The organism is Streptomyces sp. NPDC024017 (assembly GCF_040638895.1).
Taxonomy (GTDB): Bacteria; Actinomycetota; Actinomycetes; order Streptomycetales; family Streptomycetaceae; genus Streptomyces.
The window spans coordinates 1-19,391 of the sequence record NZ_JBEZYZ010000009.1; the positions used below are offsets into that span (position 1 = coordinate 1).

The following is a 19,391-nucleotide window of genomic DNA, read 5'->3' on the forward strand; positions in this document are numbered from 1 at the left end:
TCCGCTTGGTTCCCGGCTGTGGACGAACGGCGGTCGGAGCCGCGCCCCCGCCACATCGACGCATGCCCGCGTCGTGCGGTTCTCGGTACGGGACCTCGTGCCGTCCACCGCCCCGCACACTTCCCTCAGCGGCAGCGCCTACGCGGAGGTCTCCGACCGGTCCCCGCCCCACAGAGTGTGGAAGGACCCGTCACGGTCCACCCTGCGGTAGGTGTGCGCACCGAAGTAGTCCCGCTGCCCCTGGGTCAGCGCCGCCGGCAGCCGCTCCGCGCGCAGGGCGTCGTAGTAGGCGAGCGCCGCGGCGAAACCGGGCGTCGGCACACCCTGGCGGGTCGCGGCGACCAGCACCTCACGCCAGTCGTCCTGGGCGTCCGCGATCTCCTGCGCGAACGTCGCGTCCGACAGCAGGCTCGGCAGGTCGGGGCGGGCGTCGTACGCGGCGCGGATCCGGTCCAGGAACGCCGCACGGATGATGCAGCCGCCCCGCCACAGCGCGGACACCGCACCGAGGTCGATGTCCCAGCCGTACTCGCCGCGCGCCGCGTCGATCTCGTGGAAGCCCTGCGTGTACGACACGATCTTCGACGCGTACAGCGCCTGCTCCACCCGGTCCGCGAACGCCCGGGCCTCCGCCTCGCTCAGCGGCTTCGCCTTCGGGCCGGCCAGCCCGCGCGAGGCCTCCCGCAGCTCGGCGTGGCCCGACAGCGAGCGCGCGAACACCGCCTCGGCGATACCCGACACCGGCACACCCAGGTCCAGTGCGATCTGCACGGTCCAGCGGCCGGTGCCCTTCTGCTCGGCCTGGTCGACCACCACGTCCACGAACGGCTTGCCCGTCTCCGCGTCCACGTGCGACAGCACCTCGGCCGTGATCTCGATCAGGTACGAGTCGAGACGGCCCTGGTTCCAGGTCCGGAAGATCTCCGCGATCTCGGCGGGGGAGTACCCGGCGACGTCCCGCAGCAGCTGGTACGCCTCACCGATGAGCTGCATGTCCGCGTACTCGATGCCGTTGTGCACCATCTTCACGAAGTGCCCGGCGCCGTCCGGACCGACATGGGAGACGCACGGCGAGCCGTCCGCCGCCTTCGCCGAGATCTTCTCCAGCATCGGACCCAGCGAGTCGTAGGACTCCTTCGGGCCGCCCGGCATGATGCTCGGCCCGTTCAGCGCGCCCTCCTCACCGCCGGAGACGCCCATGCCGACGAAGTGGATGCCCTGCTCGCGCAGGTCGCGCTCCCGGCGCCGGGTGTCCGCGAAGTGGGCGTTGCCGCCATCGATGATCATGTCGCCGGGCTCCAGCAGCGGCGCGAACTCCTGGATCACCGCGTCGGTCGGCTCACCGGCCTTCACCATGACGACCAGACGCCGTGGCCGCTCCAGCGCCGCCACGAAGTCCTTCGCGTTCTCGCACGCGACGAACTCCCCCTCGCCGCCGAACTCCTCCACCAGGGCGTGCATGCGCGCGGGCGTCCGGTTGTGCACCGCGACCGTGTAGCCGTTGCGGGCGAAGTTGCGGGCGAGGTTGCGGCCCATGACCGCGAGACCCGTGACGCCGATCTGCGCTGTACTGCTCATTCGGTTCGCTCCTAAAGACCTCGGTATCGGTGCTGCCGGTGGGGGGTGCCCGCGGGCACCCTCCGTCGACCATCCTGGCGTGCCGCCACTTCGTCCGCACGCGCGGGTCGCACGACGTCGCGCAGGCTGATACGCACGAGAGCCCCCTCGCACTCAGCCGACGTACGCGTCCCCGCGCACGGCGCACCCGCGCACCGCGTGCCGTACACGGTGCACCACCGTGGCGCACGTCGCGCAACAGGGGCCTCATACCGGCCATTTGGGCTCCCGGGCGGCTGATAGGCGTCTTGTTCTGGCCGGTTCGCAGCGCTTACTTTTGCCCCTCCTGACGCATGTCTAGGGGGGCATTCGATGGCCGTACGCGGTCGGCACCGCCGGTATCAGCCGAACAGGATCAACCGCGCCTCACTCACCGTCACGGCGGGCGGCGCGGGCATGGCCCTGCCGCTCATGGGCGCCGGCGCCGCCCAGGCAGCGGACGTGGACACCTGGAACAAGGTCGCCGCCTGCGAGTCCACCAACAACTGGAGCATCAACAGCGGCAACGGCTTCTACGGCGGACTGCAGTTCACCCAGTCCACCTGGGAGGCCTACGGCGGCCGGGCCTACGCGGCCCGCGCGGACCTGGCGAGCAAGGACCAGCAGATCGCCGTCGCGGAGAAGGTGCTCGACGGGCAGGGGCCGGGCGCCTGGCCGGTCTGCTCCGAGCGGGCCGGACTGACCCGGGGCGGCGGCGAGCCCGACATCCGGCCGGCCACCGAGCGCACGAAGCAGAAGGACACGCAGAAGAAGACCTCCATCGAGGACGTACGGCCGCAGTCCACGCCGCAGTCCCGGGCGGGCAACGCCGAGATGTACACCGTGGTCCGCGGCGACACCCTCTCCGGCATCGCGGACGACCAGGACGTCCGGGGCGGCTGGCGGGGCCTGTACGCCGCCAACCGCTCGGCCATAGGGTCCGACCCCGATCTGATCGTGCCCGGGCAGCGTCTCGCGCTGCGTGGCGAGGGCGCCACGAAGACACGGCCCGAGCACAGGCCGGCGCCGTCGGCCAAGCCGTCGACGAAGAAGCCGGTCCAGGACCGCGCCAAGGAGCGGCCGAAGGAGCAGCCCAAGGAGCGGTCCAAGGAGCGGCCCAAGGACGAGAGCCGGGAGCGCGCGGACCGGTCCACGACCACCAGGCAGGGCGTCGTCGCCCCCGTCAGCGCCTCCCTCGGGACGCCCTACCGCAAGGCGGGCTCCTCCTGGTCGAAGGGCTACCACACCGGCATCGACTTCCCCGTGCCCACGGGAACGTCGGTCAAATCGGTCGCGGCGGGCAGCGTCGTCAGCGCGGGATGGGGCGGCTCGTTCGGCTACCAGGTGGTGGTCCGGCATGCCGACGGCCGCTACAGCCAGTACGCACACCTGTCGGCGATCTCCGTGCGGGACGGGCAGTCGGTGAGCGCCGGCCAGCGCATCGGCCGCTCCGGCTCCACCGGAAACAGCTCGGGCCCGCATCTGCACTTCGAGGTGCGGACGGGGCCCGGTTTCGGCTCGGACGTCGACCCGGTGGCGTACCTCAGGGCCGGCGGCGTCAGGATCTGACACGCATGCGGTGCCGGTCGACCGTGGGCAGCGGGACGTACGGGATGCCGTAGAAGGGCGCGTAGGAGAGCGGGCGTTCGTCGTCGCAGGCCGCCGCCACCGACGGCTCCCCGCTCTCGTACGAAGCATCCTGGCCGGGGGCCGCCGCCACTGCCCCCGGCTCCGGTACGAGAACCGCGGCCGGTGTCTCCGGCCCGGGCACGAGCACTGCCGTCGGCGTCGCCGGCTCCGGTACGAGAACCGCGGCCGGTGTCTCCGGCCCGGCCACGAGCACCGCCGTCGGCGTCGCCGGTCCCGGTACGAGCACGGCCGCCGGTGTCTCCGCCCCCGGTACCAGCAGGTCCGCCACGAGCAGCCGTCCACCGGCGGGCGCGGCCTTTGCCCCGGCGGCGACCGGCCCGGGCACGCCGGCCACACTCTCCGGTCCACCCGTCGGCTCGGGCAGGCCGCTCCCGCCCGCAAGCTCAGGCACTCGACGCGGGTCCTCGGCCGGCAGGCCCCGCACACCGACCCCGAGCGGCTCCTTCGCGGGACCGGGCACGGCATCCGGCTGCCCGTGCGTGAGCCGTTCCGTCGTCAGCAGGATCAGGCCGCCCGCAGCCACCACGCCGCAGCTCAGCGCGAGCGCCGTACCCGTCGTGCCGTAGCGGAAGGTTTCGCCGAACATCGTGATGCCGACCGCGGCCGCCACCACCGGGTTCACGACCGTCAGCGTCGCCAGCGGGGCCGCGAGGCCGGCGCCCCGGTAGGAGGCCTGCGACAGCAGCATGCCGGCCGTGGCCAGGACACCGATCACGGCGAGGGACGGCGCGTCCGCCGCCGACACACCGCCGGTCCAGTCGACCGCGACGGTCTTGGTGAACACCGAGGACATGCCGAACGCGATACCGGAGGCGGTCGCCAGCAGCATGCTGCGGACCGCCGGGTGCCGGTGCGCCGCCCGGGCGGCGATCATCAGCGCCACGACCACACCCGCCGTGACGACGGCGACGGCCACCCGCTGCGCCGTGTCCAGTGACCGCGCGTCGGACGCGGCGACCAGGGACAGCAGACCCGCGAGGCCCACCGTCGCCATGATCGCGCCCCGCCAGGCCGTGGCACCGGCCTTGCGCCCGACGAAGAGCGCCGCCATGGGCAGGGCCACCACGATGGTCAGCGCGCCGAGCGGCTGCACCAGACTCAGCGGCCCGTAGGCCAGCGCCACCACGTGCAGCAGTCCACCGAGGCCGTTCAGCCCGACCGCCGCCCACCAGCCCGGCCGCCGCAGCGGCGCGTACTGCTCGCCCGGCGAGGACTCCGCCACCCGCTCCTGCACGATCGCCCCGCCCGCGTAGGCGAACGCGGAGACGAGGGACAGCAGGACGGACAACGCGAGGGCGCTCATCGGCTGCTCCTCTGCGTCAGGCGTGGGCGCTCGGCCCGGCGCGGCGAAAGGTGGGCTTTCATGACCAACACCCTGCCGTGTCCAGGTCTTCCCGTCGTCGTCCCTGAGCACTCATTGGGTCCTACTGCCGATGGAGTACGAGGGGAGCCCCATCATCCCCAGGGTGGGCGAGTCCGGTCGGGGGTACCGGGTCGCATCCCTTAGGGGCCTTGGTACTACTGCTCTTCGTGGACCTCGACCCCGACCTTGCCGCGCTCCGCCCGCTCGCCGGCTTCTTCGTGCTGCGCACAGAAGGAGCGTCGGCCGGGTCTCTCCCCACTCTCGCACAGGCGTACGTTGCCGCGTCACCGGATGTGTCGGGAAATCCTCTGATTTTTCGCGTGCAGAAGGTCGCGACCGCGCTGCGTGCCCCAGAGCCGCGCGTCGCCGCGTCCGTGGCCCACCAGGGGCTCGCGGCCCGGCTCTGGTCGATCGCCCTCGGCTGCGCCGCGCTGTACGGCTCCGTCCCCGACCTCGACGCCCGGCTGCTGCACTGGGACGCCGACGGCAGTGCCCCCGACGACCTGTGGCTCACCGACGTACGGCCCCTTCCGGGGGACGCGCCGACGCTCGTGGACGTCGTCCTGCACGGCCACCTCGACCCGCTTGCGGCGGCCCTGCGCTCCCACCACCGCCTCGCCCCGGGCCTGCTGCGGGGCAACGCCGCCTCCGCGCTGGCCGGCGCCGCCCGGGAACTGGACCGCTGGGCCCGGTGCCACGGCCGTACGGACGTCGCCGCCCGGGCCCGTTCCCTGGCCGCGGAACTCCTCGCGCACCCCCTTATGACCGGTGCCGGAACCCTCACGGGCACCGCCTTCCGGCGCCGCAGCTGCTGCCTGTACTACCGGGTGCCCGGCGGGGGCGTCTGCGGTGACTGTTGCTTCCCACGGCCTCCCCGCTCTTCCCCACGCGCCCCATCTGGGTGACCATGAAAGGGAACGGCCGCTGAGAGCAGGGAGTTGCGGGTGCGCGTCGGACTGCTGACCCGGGAGTACCCGCCGGACGTGTACGGCGGTGCGGGCGTCCATGTGGAGTTCCTCGCCCGCGAGCTCAGACCGCTCGTCGACCTGGACGTGCACTGCTGGGGCGAGGGCCGCGCCGACGGCGTGCAGCGGCATCGGCCCTGGTCCGCGCTCGACGGCGCCAACGACGCGCTGCGCACCTTCTCCGTCGACCTCGCCATGACCGCCGCCCTCGAAGGCCGCGAGCTGGTCCACTCCCACACCTGGTACGCCAACCTCGGCGGCCACCTGGCCAAGCTGCTGTACGGCACCCCGCACGTGATGACCGCGCACTCCCTGGAGCCGCTGCGCCCCTGGAAGGCCGAGCAGCTGGGCGGCGGCTACGAGCTGTCCAGCTGGGCGGAGCGCACCGCGATCGAGGCCGCCGACGCGGTGATCGCCGTCTCCGCCGCCATGCGCGAGGACATCCTCGGCTGCTATCCGGCGCTGGACCCGGAGCGGGTCCATGTCGTGCACAACGGCATCGACACGAGCCTGTACCGGCCCGACCACGGCACGGACGCCCTGGACCGCATCGGACTCGACCGCTCCCGCCCGTACGTGCTGTTCGTCGGCCGGATCACCCGCCAGAAGGGCGTGCCCCACCTGCTGCGCGCGGTGCGGGACATCGATCCGGCCGCGCAGGTCGTGCTGTGCGCGGGCGCACCGGACACGCCGGAGATCGACCAGGAGTTCCGCGAGCTGTTCGGGGAGCTGAGCTCGGTCCGCGACGGCGTGTTCTGGATCCCGAAGATGCTGCCGCGCCCGGAGGTGATCCAGCTCCTCACGCACGCCGCGCTGTTCGTCTGCCCCTCGGTGTACGAACCGCTCGGCATCGTGAACCTGGAGGCGATGGCCTGCGGCACCCCCGTGGTGGCCTCGGCGGTCGGCGGCATCCCCGAGGTCGTGGACGACGGCACGACCGGCCTGCTCGTCCCGCCCGGCGACGGTTTCGAGGCGGGTCTGGCCCGGGCCATGGACACCGTCCTGGGCGATCCGGAGGCCGCCCGGCGGATGGGCGAGGCCGGGCGGGAGCGCGCGGTCGGCGAGTTCGGCTGGGACGCGGTGGCCCGCCGCACGGTCCGGCTCTACGAGGAGATCCTCAAACAGGCTTAGTGCGTGCTGCTCAGGGGCAGGCATCGGGAAATCGGCGTGAGGGGAGCGGCCATGCGTGGTGGTGGTCCTTCGGTCCTTGGGATCGTACTGGCGGGCGGCGAGGGCAAACGGTTGATGCCCCTGACCGCGGACCGTGCCAAACCGGCGGTGACCTTCGGCGGTACGTACCGCCTGGTCGACTTCGTCCTGTCCAACCTCGTGAACGCCGACGTCCTGCGCATCTGTGTCCTGACGCAGTACAAGTCGCACTCGCTGGACCGGCACATCACGACCACCTGGCGGATGTCCAACCTGCTGGGCAACTACGTCACGCCCGTGCCCGCCCAGCAGCGCCTCGGCCCGCGCTGGTACCTGGGCAGCGCCGACGCGATCCTGCAGTCGCTGAACCTGATCTACGACGAGCGTCCCGAGTACGTCGCCGTCTTCGGCGCAGACCACGTCTACCGCATGGACCCGCGCCAGATGCTCGCCCAGCACATCGAGAGCGGTGCGGGCGTGACGGTCGCCGGGATCCGGGTGCCGCGCACGGAGTCCTCGTCCTTCGGGGTGATCACGCCGGGCTCGGACGGCCAGACGGTGGAGCGCTTCCTGGAGAAGCCGGCCGACCCGCCGGGTCTCGCGGACGACCCCAGCTGCGTCTTCGCCTCGATGGGCAACTACATCTTCACCACCAAGGCCCTCATCGAGGCGCTCAGGCGGGACGCGGAGGACGAGTCCTCCGTGCACGACATGGGCGGCTCGATCCTGCCCCAGCTCACCGAGCGGGGCGAGGCGGCGCTGTACGACTTCAGCGACAACCACGTGCCCGGGGAGACCACCCGAGACCAGGGCTACTGGCGGGACGTCGGCACGCTGGACGCCTACTACGAGGCCCACATGGACCTGATCGCCGAGCGGCCCGCCTTCAACCTGTACAACCGCAGCTGGCCGATCTACACGCACTCGTACCAGCTCTCGCCGGCCCGCTTCAACGCGGGCGGTATCGCCAGCGAGTCCATCATCAGCGCCGGCTGCCTGGTGCGCGGGCAGGTCACGCGGTCCGTGCTGTCGCCGGGTGTGGTGGTCGACCCGGGGGCCGTGGTGCAGGGTTCGGTGCTGCACGACAACGTGCACATCGGCCGGGGCGCGGTGGTGCGCGGCGCCGTCCTCGACAAGAACGTCGAGGTGCCGCCGGGCATGACCATCGGCGTCAACCCGGAGCGGGACGCGGAGCTGTACACGGTGTCCAAGGGCGGGGTCATCGCCCTCGGAAAGGGGCAGTTGGTCACCTGACGCGAGGCGGGCCGGGGACTTTGTCCTGCCCCTGGACGAAGAGCGGAATCCATGTTGTCATGCCACCTCCTGTACATGACAACGTTGTAATGGAGGTTCCGTGCGTACCGGACGCCTCAGAAACCGGCTCGCGTTACTCCTCGCCGCGCTTCTCGCCCTCACCGGCCTGACCGCGGCACCCGCCCTCGCCGACGGCCCCGCCGAGATCCACGGCCTCAAGGGCGAGTACTACACCCAGTCCGCCCCCGGCGCCTTCGACTTCCACACCCTCAAGGCGACCACGTTCGACCAGGACCTCGACTTCGACAACCTGGAGCCGCGCCTGAACTTCACCACCGGCCGGTCCGACGACGTCAGCGTCCGCTGGACCGGCAGGATCGTCCCGGAGGAGACCGGCTCCCACATCTTCTCGATCACCGGCGACAACGGCTTCCGCCTCTGGATCGACGGGCGGCTCGCCATCGACCACTGGGTCGACGACTGGGACCGCGAGCAGACGGCCCAGCCCGTCGACCTGACCGCCGGCCGGGCCTACGACATCAAGGTCGAGTACTTCGAGCACTACGGCGGCTCCAACCTCCACCTCCGCTGGACCCGGCCCGGCGGGGCGAAGGAGCCCGTACCGCAGTCGGCGTTCCGCCTCCCCGACGGCTTCGACTACGACGGAGCACTCGCGGCCACCGTCCAGCCCACCGGCCGCACCCTGAAGCTCGACTTCGCCCAGCCCCTCACCGCACCTCCGGCGAGTTTCACCGACCACCTCCGAGCGGTGATCGGCGGCGCCGCATGGCCCCTGGGGGCGGCCCGCCTCGACCCGTCCGACCCCACCGCCCTCCTGGTCGCCCTCGGTGAACCGGTCGTCGGCAACAAGGCCGGCACCGCCCGCGGCACCGCCGACCTCCGCTACGACGGCGAAGGCGGCCTCTCCGGCACCGACGGCAACGTTGTCAACGCGTTCTGGACCAGCGGCCCCAACCACTCGACGTACCAGCTGCGCACCCGCTGGGCCGACGAGGTGGGCCCCGGCAACACCCACCCCGAGTACCCGCGCCCGCAACTGACCCGGGACGCCTGGCGGAGCCTCAACGGCCGCTGGCAGTTCGCCGCCGCCGAGCCGGGCGAGCAGCCGCCCGTCGGCAAGGCGCTGAAGGAGCGCATCCTCGTCCCGTACCCGGTGGAGTCCCAGCTCTCCGGTATCGAACGGCACGAGGACCGCATGTGGTACCGCCGTACCTTCACGGTCCCCGCCGACTGGGGCATCGGTTCCGGCAAGCGGCTGAAGCTCAACTTCGGCGCCGTCGACTGGCGCTCCGAGGTGTACGTCAACGGCACGAAGGTCGCCGAGCACGAAGGGGGCTACGACAAGTTCGGCGCCGACATCACCGACGCGCTGAAGCCCGGCCGCACCCAGGAGCTGATCGTCGGCGTCTACGACCCGACCGACGCTGCCTCCGGCGAGAACCCGCCGCTCGGCAAGCAGCGGCTGGACCCCAGCGGCATCTGGTACACCCCGTCCTCCGGCATCTGGCAGACGGTCTGGATGGAGCCGGTGGCGCGCGACCACGTGGACTCGCTGAAGCTCACCCCCGACGTGGCCGGCGAGAAGCTGACCGTCCAGGCCCGGGGCGTCCGGGACGGTGTGCCGATCACGGCGACGGCGTACGACGGGAAGCGCGAGGTGGCCACGGCGAGCGGGCGCACCGGCAGCCCGCTGACACTGACCGTCGACGACCCGCACCTGTGGTCCCCGGACGACCCGTTCCTCTACCGGCTCAAGGTGAAGATCGGCACCGACCGGGTGGGCAGCTACTTCGGGATGCGCTCCATCGCCGTCGAGAAGATCGACGGTGTGCCGCGCACGGTCCTCAACGGCGAGCCGGTCTTCATGATGGCCACCCTCGACCAGGGCTTCTGGCCGGACGGCCTGCACACCGCACCCACCGACGAGGCGTTGGCCTACGACCTGAAGGCGCACAAGCGGCTCGGCTTCAACTCGGTCCGCAAGCACATCAAGGTCGAGCCGGACCGCTGGTTCTACTGGGCCGACAAGCTCGGGCTGCTGGTGTGGCAGGACATGCCCGCGATGACGGCCGGGGTGAACCCGTCTGCCGCCTCCCGCGCCCGCTACGAGCGTGAGATGAAGGAGATGATCGACGAGCACGTCAGCAGCCCGTCGGTCGTCATGTGGGTGACCTTCAACGAGGGCTGGGGCCAGTACGACGTGGGCCGGGTCGCCGAGCAGGCCAAGGCCTGGGACCCCACCCGGCTGGTCAACGGCCAGTCCGGGCTGAACCTCGGCGCCGACGGCGGCACCGGCGACCTCATGGACGAGCACGGCTACCCCAGCCCCGCCCTGCCACCCCGGCCGGACGGCGAGCGCGCCCTGGTCAGCGGCGAGTACGGCGGCCTGGGTCTCGCGGTGCCCGGCCACGCCTGGTCGGTGCAGCAGTCCTACGTCGACGTCGACCCGGCGACGTACACCGAGGACTACCTGACGAAGCTGGACGAGGTCCGGGCGCTGGTCTGCGAGGGCAGCAACGGTGCCGTCTACACCCAGATCGCGGACGTGGAGGGCGAGCTGAACGGCTTCCTCACGTACGACCGCGCGGTGCTGAAACCCGACACGGCCAAGCTGAAGAGCGCCCACGAGACGCTGATCCGTGACGCCTCACGGGTGACTCCCACGGGGTGCCCGGCGGCGTAACCTGTGCTGAACTGGCCGCAGATGCACCATAAGTCCCGCCCCTTTCATCGGGGCGGGACTTAATCTGCTGTTAACTGTACGTAGCCTGATCGTACTTGACCGTAATCGGCTGGGGGCGGTTGACTGCTGACCCACCCGTCGTCGACGCGAGGCAAGCCCTTGACTGCTGACCTGCTCGCTCCTCTCGACCTGGCGTTCTGGAACCTCGAGTCCGCGGAACATCCGATGCACCTCGGCGCGCTCGGGATCTTCTCGGCCCACTCGCCCACCGCGGGCGCCCACGCGGCGGACCTGCTCGCGGCCCGGGCCGCCGGAGTCCCCGGACTGCGGATGCGCATCCGCGACGTGTGGCAGCCGCTGCCCGCCGCCCTGCGCAGGCCGTTCGCCTTCGGCGGCGCGGCCCGCGAGGCGGATCCGGACTTCGACCCCCTGAACCACGTGCGGCTGCACGCCCCGACCGCCGACTTCCAGGCGGTCGCGGGCCGGCTCATGGGGCGCCCCCTGGAGCGCGACCGCCCGCCCTGGGAGGCCCACGTGCTGCCGGGTGAGGACGGCGTCGGCTTCGCCGTGCTGTTCAAGTTCCACCACGCCCTGGCCGACGGACTGCGGGCGCTGACCCTCGCCGCGGGCGTCATGGACCCGATGGACATGCCCGCACCCCGGCCCCGCCCCGCCGGCACCCCGCGCGGCCTCGTGCCGGACGTACGCGATCTGCCCGGGATGATGCGCGGCGCCCTGTCCGACATGAGCCGCGCCCTGGACATCGGCGCCTCCGTCGCCCGCTCCTCCCTCGACGTGCGCTCCACCCCCGCGCTCACCTGCGAGCCGAGCGGCACCCGCCGCACCGCCGGAGTGGTGCTCGACCTCGACGACGTGCACCGCGTCCGCAAGACCGTGGGCGGCACCGTCAACGACGTCCTCATCGCGGTCGTCGCGGGCGCCCTGCGCCGCTGGCTCGACGAGCGCGGCGACGGCAGCGAGGGCGTCGCGCCCCGCGCCCTGATCCCCGTCTCCAAGCGCCGCCCGCGCACCGCCTACCCGCAGGGCAACCGGCTCTCCGGGTACCTGATACGGCTTCCGGTGGACGACCCGGACCCGCTGGCCCGCCTCGCCTCGGTCCGGGACGCCATGGACCGCAACAAGGACGCCGGCCCCAACCGGGGCGCGGGCGCCGTCGCCCTGCTCGCCGACCACGTCCCCGCCCTCGCCCACCGGCTCGGCGGGCCCCTGGTCGGCCAGGCGGCCCGGCTCTGGTTCGACCTCCTGGTGACCAGCGTGCCCCTGCCCAGCCTGGGCCTGAAGCTCGGCGGCCACCCGCTCACCGCCGTCTTCCCCTTCGCCCCGCTGGCCCCCGGCCACTCCCTGGCGGTCGCGGTCTCCACGTACCGGGGAAGCGTCCACTACGGCCTCGTCGCCGACGGTGAGGCGGTCCCCGACCTCGACCTGTTCGCCACGGCCGTCTCGAAGGAGGTGGCGACACTGATCAAGGCCTGCCGGTCGTGATCAAGAGCGAGTTTGGCGGTGTGGCCCGCCGCTGAAGTAAAATCCGCCCTTCGAAAGCGGGCGCGACCGGCGCGCCGCGACGGCAGAGCAGGGAAACGACAGCGGCGATGACGGTGACAGAGGACGGCCCGCAGGCCATGGACGAGGCGAGCGGGCTCTCGTACGGACCCGGCATCGACCCGGAACGCCTGGCCGTCTGCCTCAGCGTGCTCGAGGAACTCGACAAGCTGGAGGTCGACCACCCGGACGCCATCGCGGTGCGCCGGGCCACGGCGGGCGTCTACCGCACGGTCAAGCAGCGCCGCCGCCAGGAGCGCCGGGCCGCCAAGACCGCCCACGACAAGGCGGTCACGGAGGCCACGGCGACCGGCTCCGCCCAGCGCATCGACGACGAGACCGAGGGCCTGCTGCCGTCGTCGAACACCGAGGAGGGCAGGATCGCGGGGATACTCCAGCGCCCGCGCTCCTGCTACACCTGCAAGTCCCGGTACGTGGAAGTCGACTACTTCTACCACCAGCTCTGTCCCGACTGCGCCCGCGTGAACCGCGAGAAGCGCGACGTCCGCGCCGACCTCACCGGCAAGCGCGCGCTGCTCACCGGCGGCCGCGCCAAGATCGGCATGTACATCGCGCTCCGGCTGCTGCGCGACGGCGCGCACACCACGATCACCACGCGCTTCCCGAAGGACGCCATCCGCCGCTTCAAGGCCATGGACGACTCCGCGGACTGGATGCACCGCCTGGAGGTCGTCGGCATCGACCTGCGCGACCCGGCCCAGGCCGTGGCCCTCGCCGACCAGGTCGCCGAGGCGGGCCCGCTGGACATCCTCGTCAACAACGCGACGCAGACCGTGCGCCGCCTGCCCTCCGCCTACGCCGCCCTGGTCGAGGGCGAGAGCGCTCCGCTGCCCGCCGGTGAGCTCCCCGCCCACCACGTCATCGGCGCCTTCAACTCCGGCGCGGTCGACGGCATCGCCGCGCTGCCCCTCGGCACCAGCGGGCTCGACGCGCAGCAGGTCGCCGACCTCGCCCTGGTCGCGGGCAACGCCAGCGTCGAACGGCACCTGGACGGCACGGCGATCGACGCGGGCGGGCTCGTGCCCGACGTGGTCGACTCCAACACCTGGGTGCAGACGATCGAGCAGATCTCGCCCGTGGAGCTGCTGGAGACGCAGCTGTGCAACTACACGGCCCCGTTCATCCTGATCAGCAAGCTGCGGCCGGCCATGGCCGAGGCCGCGAAGAAGGCGGAGAGCGGGCGCGCGTACGTGGTGAACGTGTCCGCGATGGAGGGTGTCTTCGGGCGCGGGTACAAGGGCGCGGGGCACCCGAACACCAATGCCGCGAAGGCCGCGATGAACATGGTGACGCGGACCAGCGCGCAGGAGATGTTCCAGACCGACGGGATCCTGATGACCTCGGTCGATACGGGCTGGATCACGGACGAGCGGCCGCACTACGACAAGCTGAGGCTTGCCGAGGCCGGGTTCCACGCGCCGCTCGACCTGGTCGACGGTGCGGCCCGGGTCTACGACCCGATCGTGCGGGGCGAGGCGGGAGAGGATCTGTACGGGGTCTTCATGAAGGACTACGCGCCCGGGAAGTGGTAGTCGCGCGATGACCGTGACGGGCCGTCAGTCGACGGCCCAGAGGCGGGAATTGCGGGCCGCCAGCAGTTCCAGGACCGTGCGCCAGTCCTCCAGGACCCCGGCGTCGAAGCCGGCCGTGCGGCCCTCCTCGGACGCCTGGCGCAGGGCGAGGAGGTCGTCGTCGGCCGGGGCGTCCCGCCGCGGGCAGCGGCGTACGAGGCACGCGACCCGGTCGCCGAGCAGGGTGCGCACCGCGTCGGCCGCGTGGTCCGGGCGCCCGGCGGGGTCGCCGGGCCACAGCAGCCCGCCGACGGGCTGCACCAGGCCCGCGACTTGGAGCTCCTTGTCGGCCGGGCGGCCGCGGCGCAGCAGTGCCGCGGTCCGCAGCGCGTGGTCGTGCAGGTCGACCGGTGGGCGGGCGCGGTCCGGGACGTCCCGGGTGCCCCGGCAGGCGTACAGCAGATCCATCAGCTCCTCGACGCTGCGCAGCTCCATGCGTCAGTCCTCCTGCGAGACAGCCGTTGCCGTACGGCAGCAGAGCATGGCGAGCTTGCGACTCGGCCAACGGCACTTGAACTGCGCAACCGTCTGGAAAGCGCCGTCGTCGACGTACGCCGTTCGAGTGATTCGGAAAACGCCCGTCAGCGTACAAATCGGTACGTAAACCGGAGTTGAACGCGGGATGACGCGCGATCGTTACCGGCTGTTTTCAGCCCCATCGAGCGGGGCCCTGCTCATTTGGTTAGTCTGATGCGGACGGACAGCGACACGGGGTCCTACCCACACCCACGGTCCGTCATGGGACCAGCCGGTTCACCACGGCCTGCTCTCCCGTGAGTCGACCGGCGCCACCGCGTCCGAACTGCTTTTGACATAAGAGCCCGAGCGGGCGTCAGGCGCAGCAGGACCGGCGCGTACGTCCCGAGGGTGACCGACACATAAGGAGTGCGCGGTGACACCGGAGAAGACGAATCGCGATCAACGCCCCAAGGAACGCGGCGAGCGCGCCGGCCGACGGGTCGACGAGCTCGGCAGCCTCGACGTGTGGGCCCGTTCGGCCCCGATCCGCCTCGCGGGCTACGAGGAGGACCTCGCAGAGCCCCACATCCTGCCCAGCGTCGACTGACGGCGGGCAGCCCCCACCGCGATCGCAGCGCATGGGCGTGCCAGACTCACGGCCATGCTGATCAGGGAAGCCACGGCTGACGACTGGCCTCGCATCTGGCCGTTCTGGCACCGCATCGTCGCCGCGGGCGAGACCTACGCATGGGACCCGGGTACCTCCGAGGAGGAGGCCCGGGTCCTGTGGATGAACCCGGCGAAGCGCGTCTACGTGGTCGAGGACGACAGCGGCGTCGTCGTCGCCTCCGCCTACCTCACCCCCAACTACGGCGGCCCCGCCGCCCGCATCGCCAACGCCGGCTTCATGGTCGACCCCGGCCAGGGCGGCCGGGGCTACGGCCGGGCCCTCGCCGAACATCTCCTGACCGAGGCCCGGGCCGCCGGCTACCGGGGCATGGTGTTCAACGCCGTCGTCGAGACCAACCCGGCCGTGACGCTGTGGACCTCCCTCGGCTTCACCGTCCTCGGTACCGTGCCCGACGCGTTCGACCACCCCCGGCACGGCCGGGTGGGGCTGCACATCATGCATCGGGCGCTGTAGGCCACCGGGCTACGACGGTCAGGGCCTGGCGTACGGCCGGGTCATGATCTCCATGTTGTGGCCGTCCGGGTCGTCGAAGTAGGCGCCGCGACCGCCGAAGAGGTCGTTGACCCGGCCGGGCCGGGTGTGGTTCGGGTCGGCGTAGTAGGTGACGCCGAGCGCCTCCAGACGGTCGATCATGCCGTCGAACTGCTCCTCGGGCACGAGGAACGCGTAGTGCTGCGCCTGGACGGGCTCGTCGGTCTTCTCGTAGTAGTCGAGGGTCACGCCGTTGCCCAGGTCGACGGGCAGGAACGGGCCGAAGGGGGCGCCGACCTCCAGCCCCAGGACGGCCGCCAGGAACTCCGCCGACAGGTGGCGGTCGGAGGCGTAGACGGCGGTGTGGTTCAGATGGGCGACCGTGGTCGGGAGTTCGGTGGCGTACGGGGTGTGGGACATGCGTGGGTTCGTCTCCGGGTCTCGGGGTCCGTGAGGAAGCGCCGCTGAGGGGCGCGGGGATGAAGACACGAAGGACGAGAGGCGGGGCGCGTGCCCTCTCCGGCTCTCGGACGGGCCCGGGCGGGGTCACCCCCGCCGCGCTCACGCCGAGGCCGGGCGCCTCACTCGTGCATGGCCTACGGCCGACCCGGCAGTCACCCGGCCGACCTTAGTCCATCGGCGCCGTACGCTGCCACGGGTTTCGTTCCTCCAGCTGCCCGGCCAGATCCAGGAGTTGGGACTCCGTGCCGGGACGGCCCACCAGTTGCACGGCGCACGGGGCGCCGGAGGGGAGAGTTCCGCAGGGGACGGACAGGGCGGGCCAGCCGGTCAGGTTCCACGCGGGCGTCAGGGGCGAGTAGTTCGTGTTGACCAGGACGTTGCTCAGCCAGCCCCGCTCGTGCCAGGGCCCGGCCTTCGGGGAGCGGCGGGCGAGCGCGGGTGTGAGCAGCACGTCGTGCTCGGCGAAGAACGGCTCCAGCCGCCGGCGCAGCTGCTCCCGGCTCGCCCCGGATCCCACGGTGCGCAGGAACGGCCGCCCCAGCCGGGCGTGGACGCGGGTGCGTCGCGTCAGCAGCCGGGGGTCGAGAGGCCGGGCCTCCGCCGCGGTGCCCGCCGTCCAGTGGGCCAGGGACGTCGTGGCGAGTGACATCGGGTAGGGCGGGTCGGCGCGCCGGACCTGATGGCCCGCCCTCATCAGCAGCCCGGCCGCGTCCCGTGCGGCCGCCGCGTACGGACGGCTGATGGTGACGCCGGCCAGCGGACTGCGCAGTGACACGGCGACCCTGAGGACGCCGGGCGCGGCCACGGTGCCGGGTTTGGAGCCGGGTTCGGTGCCTGCCAGGACCGAGAGCATCAGGCGGGCGTCCTCGACGGTCGTGGCGAGCGGCCCGTTCTCCGACAGGCCGAACCAGGTGCCGTCCCCTTCGCCGGTCGGGACCACCCCCTGCCCCGGCTTGATGGTGACGAGGCCGCAGTTGGCGGCCGGTATGCGCAGGGACCCCATGCCGTCGTTGCCGAGGGCGATCGGCACCATCCCGGCGGCGACGGCGGCCGCGCTGCCGCCCGACGACCCGCCCGCCGAACGGGTGGGGTCCCAGGGGTTGCGGGCGATGCCCAGCACGCCGTCCGTCGTGCCGAACACGCACAGTTCGGGGACGCTCGTCAGCCCCACGACCACCGCGCCCGCCGCCCGCAGCCGGGCCACCGTCACGTGGTCCTGAGCGGCTGGCGTGTCGGGTGTCGCGGCCGAGCCGATGCGCCGGGACTCACCGCGCACGGCGAGGTTGTCCTTGACGGCCACGGGCACCCCGGCCAGCGGCAGTTCGGCGAAGTCGCCGCGCGCCGCCACCTCGTCCGCCTCGGCCAGGGCCGCCTCGGCGCGGACCGCGCGGAAGGCCCCGACCCGGCCGTCGAGCCGCTCGATCCGGGCGAGGTGCTCGGCCACCACCTCGCGGGGCGTCACCCGCTTCTCGCGTACGGCGGCGGATATCTCGGCGGCGGTGCGGCCGACCCAGGTGGTCACAGCGGCTCCTCGGAGGGGAGAGGACGGACTTACTGACGAGTACGTAGGGAGAACTGTGCACCGGCCGGGGGCGCACGTCGAGGGCTTCGGGCTGGTGGTTGCGCCTCGGTGCGCCCGGCGCGCCCCCGGAGTTCCCGGGTCCGGCCGACTCAATGCAGGTGGCGTGCGAAGAAGGCCTCGGTGACGTCCATCGAGGCCGCCCACTTCGGCCCGAACGTGTGCCCCTCGCCGGCGACGGTACGGAGGGTGACGTCCTTGCCCGCCTTCTCGAACGCGGCGGCGGCCTCGCGTGACCAGGTGAGGGGGCAGGTGTCGTCCGCGGTGCCGTGCTGGATCAGCAGGGGCTCGGTCATGCGGTCGGCGTAGGTGAGGGGCGTGACCCCGCGCCAGAAGTCCGGATTCTCCTCGGGCGTGCCGTGCTTCTCCTCGATCTCGGTCACCACGGGGTCGCCGTCGGGCCGCTGGAAGTGGTCGATGTTCTCCTCCGGGCGCGCACTGACCGGGGCGTACGCCACCGCCGCGTCGAACAGACCGGGCGCCACGACCAGCGTGTTGTACACGACCCCGCCGCCCATGGACCGGCCGAACAGCCCGATGCGGTCGCCGTCGATCTCGGGGCGGCCGGAGTCGCGCAGGGCCAGGGCGGCGCCGATGACGTCCTCGGTGTAGCCGAGACGCAGGTTCACCGCGTTGTCCGGGTCCTTGTCGGAGCGGGCGTGGTTGCGGTAGTCGGTGTGCAGGACGACATAGCCGCTGCGGGCCAGGCGGTCCTGCTCACGGGGCATGCCCTGGCCGCTGAAGTAGACGTCCGGGTCGATGTAGCCGTGCGCCAGCACCAGCGCCGGGAAGGGGCCCTCGCCCTCCGGGATGTTCATGATCCCCGAGATCGTCAGGCCGTCCGCCTCGTAGGTGACGGCGTAGCGGGTGTAGGCGGAGGTGCGGTCGAGCACCGCGCCGAGGCGCAGGCCGGAGCCGGTGTGCTCGCGCTGCATCAGGGCCTTCAGGGAAACGGGATCGGCCGGGGTGGGGGAGGGCGTGGTGCGGGGACTCCCACCGGCGGCCCGGGCGGCCGACGCGGAGCTCTGGGGAGCGCTGTCCTGCGCACCGCCGGTGCAGCCCATCGCGACGGTCAGCAGCAGTCCGGCGGCCGCGCAGGCGGTGCCCCGGAGCCGCATACGGTCCAGTGTGGCCCCGTCGCGAACGAGAGGGTAGGCCTCACGGACCTGAGCCGTGTCCGCGAAGATCCGCCTGCCCCGCGCCGCCCGGCACGCCCACTCGCCGACGCGGCGGCACCGCAGATCCAGGACGGGCGGATCGCGCTGCGACTGCGCCCGTTCGAGCTGATGACGCTCCGGCTGTGAGACGCAGGTCACCTTCGTCCGTGTCACATCGTGGCGAGCCGCTGCCTCATAGGGGTGTACGCACCGACAACGGCAGAGGAGCTCACCATGAGCGCACGACTGGACGTCTTCGCCATCCCTGGCGCGAGCAAGGTCGTCAAGCAGTTCATGTCCCTGGGGCGGCTGGTCGTGGAGTCACCGCTGCCGGCCGCCACCCGGGAGCTGGTCTCGCTCCGCACGAGCCAGATCAACGGATGCGCGGTCTGCATCGATATGCACACCAAGGAAGCCACCGCCGCGGGTGAGAGCTCCGTACGTCTCCATCTGGTCGCGGCATGGCGGGAGGCCACGGTGTTCACCGAGGCCGAGCGCGCCGCGCTGGAACTGGCGGAGCAGGGGACCCGGATCGCGGACGGCGCCGGCGGGGTCCCGGACGAGGTCTGGGAGCGGGCCGCCAAGCACTACGACGAGGAGCAGCTCGCCGCGCTGGTGACCCTGATCGCCTTCATGAACACCGCGAACCGGCTGAACGTCATGCTCGAGCAGCCGGCGGGCGACTATCAGCCCGGCCAGTTCAAGTAACGGCAGGGAACCGGGCCCTGGGAGGTTCCCA

The 19,391-nt window shown here is 72.1% G+C and carries 16 protein-coding genes; 10 read left to right on the forward strand and 6 right to left on the reverse strand.

All coding sequences use genetic code 11. The features are described 5' to 3' along the window. Positions 1–138: 138 nt before the first annotated feature. A complete protein-coding gene (gndA, locus tag AB0G20_RS24200; RefSeq protein WP_361305853.1) occupies positions 139–1,578 on the reverse strand; it encodes an NADP-dependent phosphogluconate dehydrogenase in 1,440 nt (479 codons plus the stop codon). Between the two features lie 351 nt (positions 1,579–1,929). Here gndA and AB0G20_RS24205 point away from each other — a divergent pair, with 351 nt between their 5' ends. After that, complete coding sequence (locus AB0G20_RS24205; RefSeq protein WP_361305855.1) at positions 1,930–3,165, forward strand: transglycosylase family protein; 1,236 nt, start codon at positions 1,930–1,932, stop codon at positions 3,163–3,165. Here the strand turns inward: AB0G20_RS24205 and AB0G20_RS24210 are convergent. After that, positions 3,155–4,549, reverse strand: a complete 1,395-nt coding sequence (locus AB0G20_RS24210) for a DMT family transporter (RefSeq protein ID WP_361305857.1) — start codon at positions 4,547–4,549, stop codon at positions 3,155–3,157. The genes AB0G20_RS24205 and AB0G20_RS24210 overlap by 11 nt on opposite strands. A gap of 209 nt (positions 4,550–4,758) precedes the next feature. On the opposite strand from AB0G20_RS24210, the gene AB0G20_RS24215 reads away from it, so the two are divergent. The 6 genes from AB0G20_RS24215 (at position 4,759) to AB0G20_RS24240 (ending at position 13,794) form a co-directional block, all read left to right on the forward strand. After that, positions 4,759–5,514 carry a (2Fe-2S)-binding protein gene (locus AB0G20_RS24215; RefSeq protein WP_361305859.1) on the forward strand — a complete coding sequence of 252 codons (756 nt, stop codon included), beginning with the start codon at positions 4,759–4,761 and terminating at the stop codon, positions 5,512–5,514. A gap of 39 nt (positions 5,515–5,553) precedes the next feature. After that, a complete protein-coding gene (glgA, locus tag AB0G20_RS24220; protein ID WP_361305861.1) occupies positions 5,554–6,705 on the forward strand; it encodes a glycogen synthase in 1,152 nt (383 codons plus the stop codon). A 51-nt stretch (positions 6,706–6,756) separates the two neighbouring features. Further along, positions 6,757–7,977 carry a glucose-1-phosphate adenylyltransferase gene (gene glgC, locus AB0G20_RS24225; protein ID WP_361305863.1) on the forward strand — a complete coding sequence of 407 codons (1,221 nt, stop codon included), beginning with the start codon at positions 6,757–6,759 and terminating at the stop codon, positions 7,975–7,977. Between the two features lie 100 nt (positions 7,978–8,077). Further along, positions 8,078–10,681: a PA14 domain-containing protein gene (locus tag AB0G20_RS24230; protein ID WP_361305865.1), complete on the forward strand. Its 2,604-nt coding sequence runs from the start codon at positions 8,078–8,080 to the stop codon at positions 10,679–10,681. Positions 10,682–10,840: 159 nt separating this feature from the next. Continuing rightward, positions 10,841–12,184 (forward strand): wax ester/triacylglycerol synthase family O-acyltransferase, encoded by a 1,344-nt coding sequence (locus tag AB0G20_RS24235; protein WP_361305867.1) that lies wholly within the window; start codon positions 10,841–10,843, stop codon positions 12,182–12,184. A gap of 107 nt (positions 12,185–12,291) precedes the next feature. Next, positions 12,292–13,794, forward strand: a complete 1,503-nt coding sequence (locus tag AB0G20_RS24240; RefSeq protein WP_361305869.1) for an SDR family NAD(P)-dependent oxidoreductase — start codon at positions 12,292–12,294, stop codon at positions 13,792–13,794. A gap of 24 nt (positions 13,795–13,818) precedes the next feature. On the opposite strand, the gene AB0G20_RS24245 is transcribed toward AB0G20_RS24240, so the two are convergent. Beyond that, positions 13,819–14,268: a hypothetical protein gene (locus tag AB0G20_RS24245; RefSeq protein WP_361305871.1), complete on the reverse strand. Its 450-nt coding sequence runs from the start codon at positions 14,266–14,268 to the stop codon at positions 13,819–13,821. 457 nt (positions 14,269–14,725) lie between these two features. Here AB0G20_RS24245 and AB0G20_RS24250 point away from each other — a divergent pair, with 457 nt between their 5' ends. After that, positions 14,726–14,899, forward strand: a complete 174-nt coding sequence (locus tag AB0G20_RS24250) for a hypothetical protein (protein WP_102913158.1) — start codon at positions 14,726–14,728, stop codon at positions 14,897–14,899. Between the two features lie 54 nt (positions 14,900–14,953). Continuing rightward, positions 14,954–15,436: a GNAT family N-acetyltransferase gene (locus AB0G20_RS24255; protein WP_361305874.1), complete on the forward strand. Its 483-nt coding sequence runs from the start codon at positions 14,954–14,956 to the stop codon at positions 15,434–15,436. An 18-nt stretch (positions 15,437–15,454) separates the two neighbouring features. Here the strand turns inward: AB0G20_RS24255 and AB0G20_RS24260 are convergent, their stop codons facing one another. The 3 genes from AB0G20_RS24260 to AB0G20_RS24270 form a co-directional block, all read right to left on the reverse strand. After that, a complete protein-coding gene (locus AB0G20_RS24260) occupies positions 15,455–15,874 on the reverse strand; it encodes a VOC family protein (RefSeq protein WP_361305876.1) in 420 nt (139 codons plus the stop codon). Positions 15,875–16,082: 208 nt separating this feature from the next. Then, positions 16,083–17,438, reverse strand: a complete 1,356-nt coding sequence (locus AB0G20_RS24265; protein WP_361305878.1) for an amidase family protein — start codon at positions 17,436–17,438, stop codon at positions 16,083–16,085. A gap of 149 nt (positions 17,439–17,587) precedes the next feature. Further along, positions 17,588–18,613, reverse strand: a complete 1,026-nt coding sequence (locus AB0G20_RS24270) for an alpha/beta fold hydrolase (RefSeq protein ID WP_361305880.1) — start codon at positions 18,611–18,613, stop codon at positions 17,588–17,590. Between the two features lie 273 nt (positions 18,614–18,886). On the opposite strand from AB0G20_RS24270, the gene AB0G20_RS24275 reads away from it, so the two are divergent. After that, positions 18,887–19,360 carry a carboxymuconolactone decarboxylase family protein gene (locus tag AB0G20_RS24275; protein WP_361305882.1) on the forward strand — a complete coding sequence of 158 codons (474 nt, stop codon included), beginning with the start codon at positions 18,887–18,889 and terminating at the stop codon, positions 19,358–19,360. Positions 19,361–19,391: the final 31 nt, after the last annotated feature.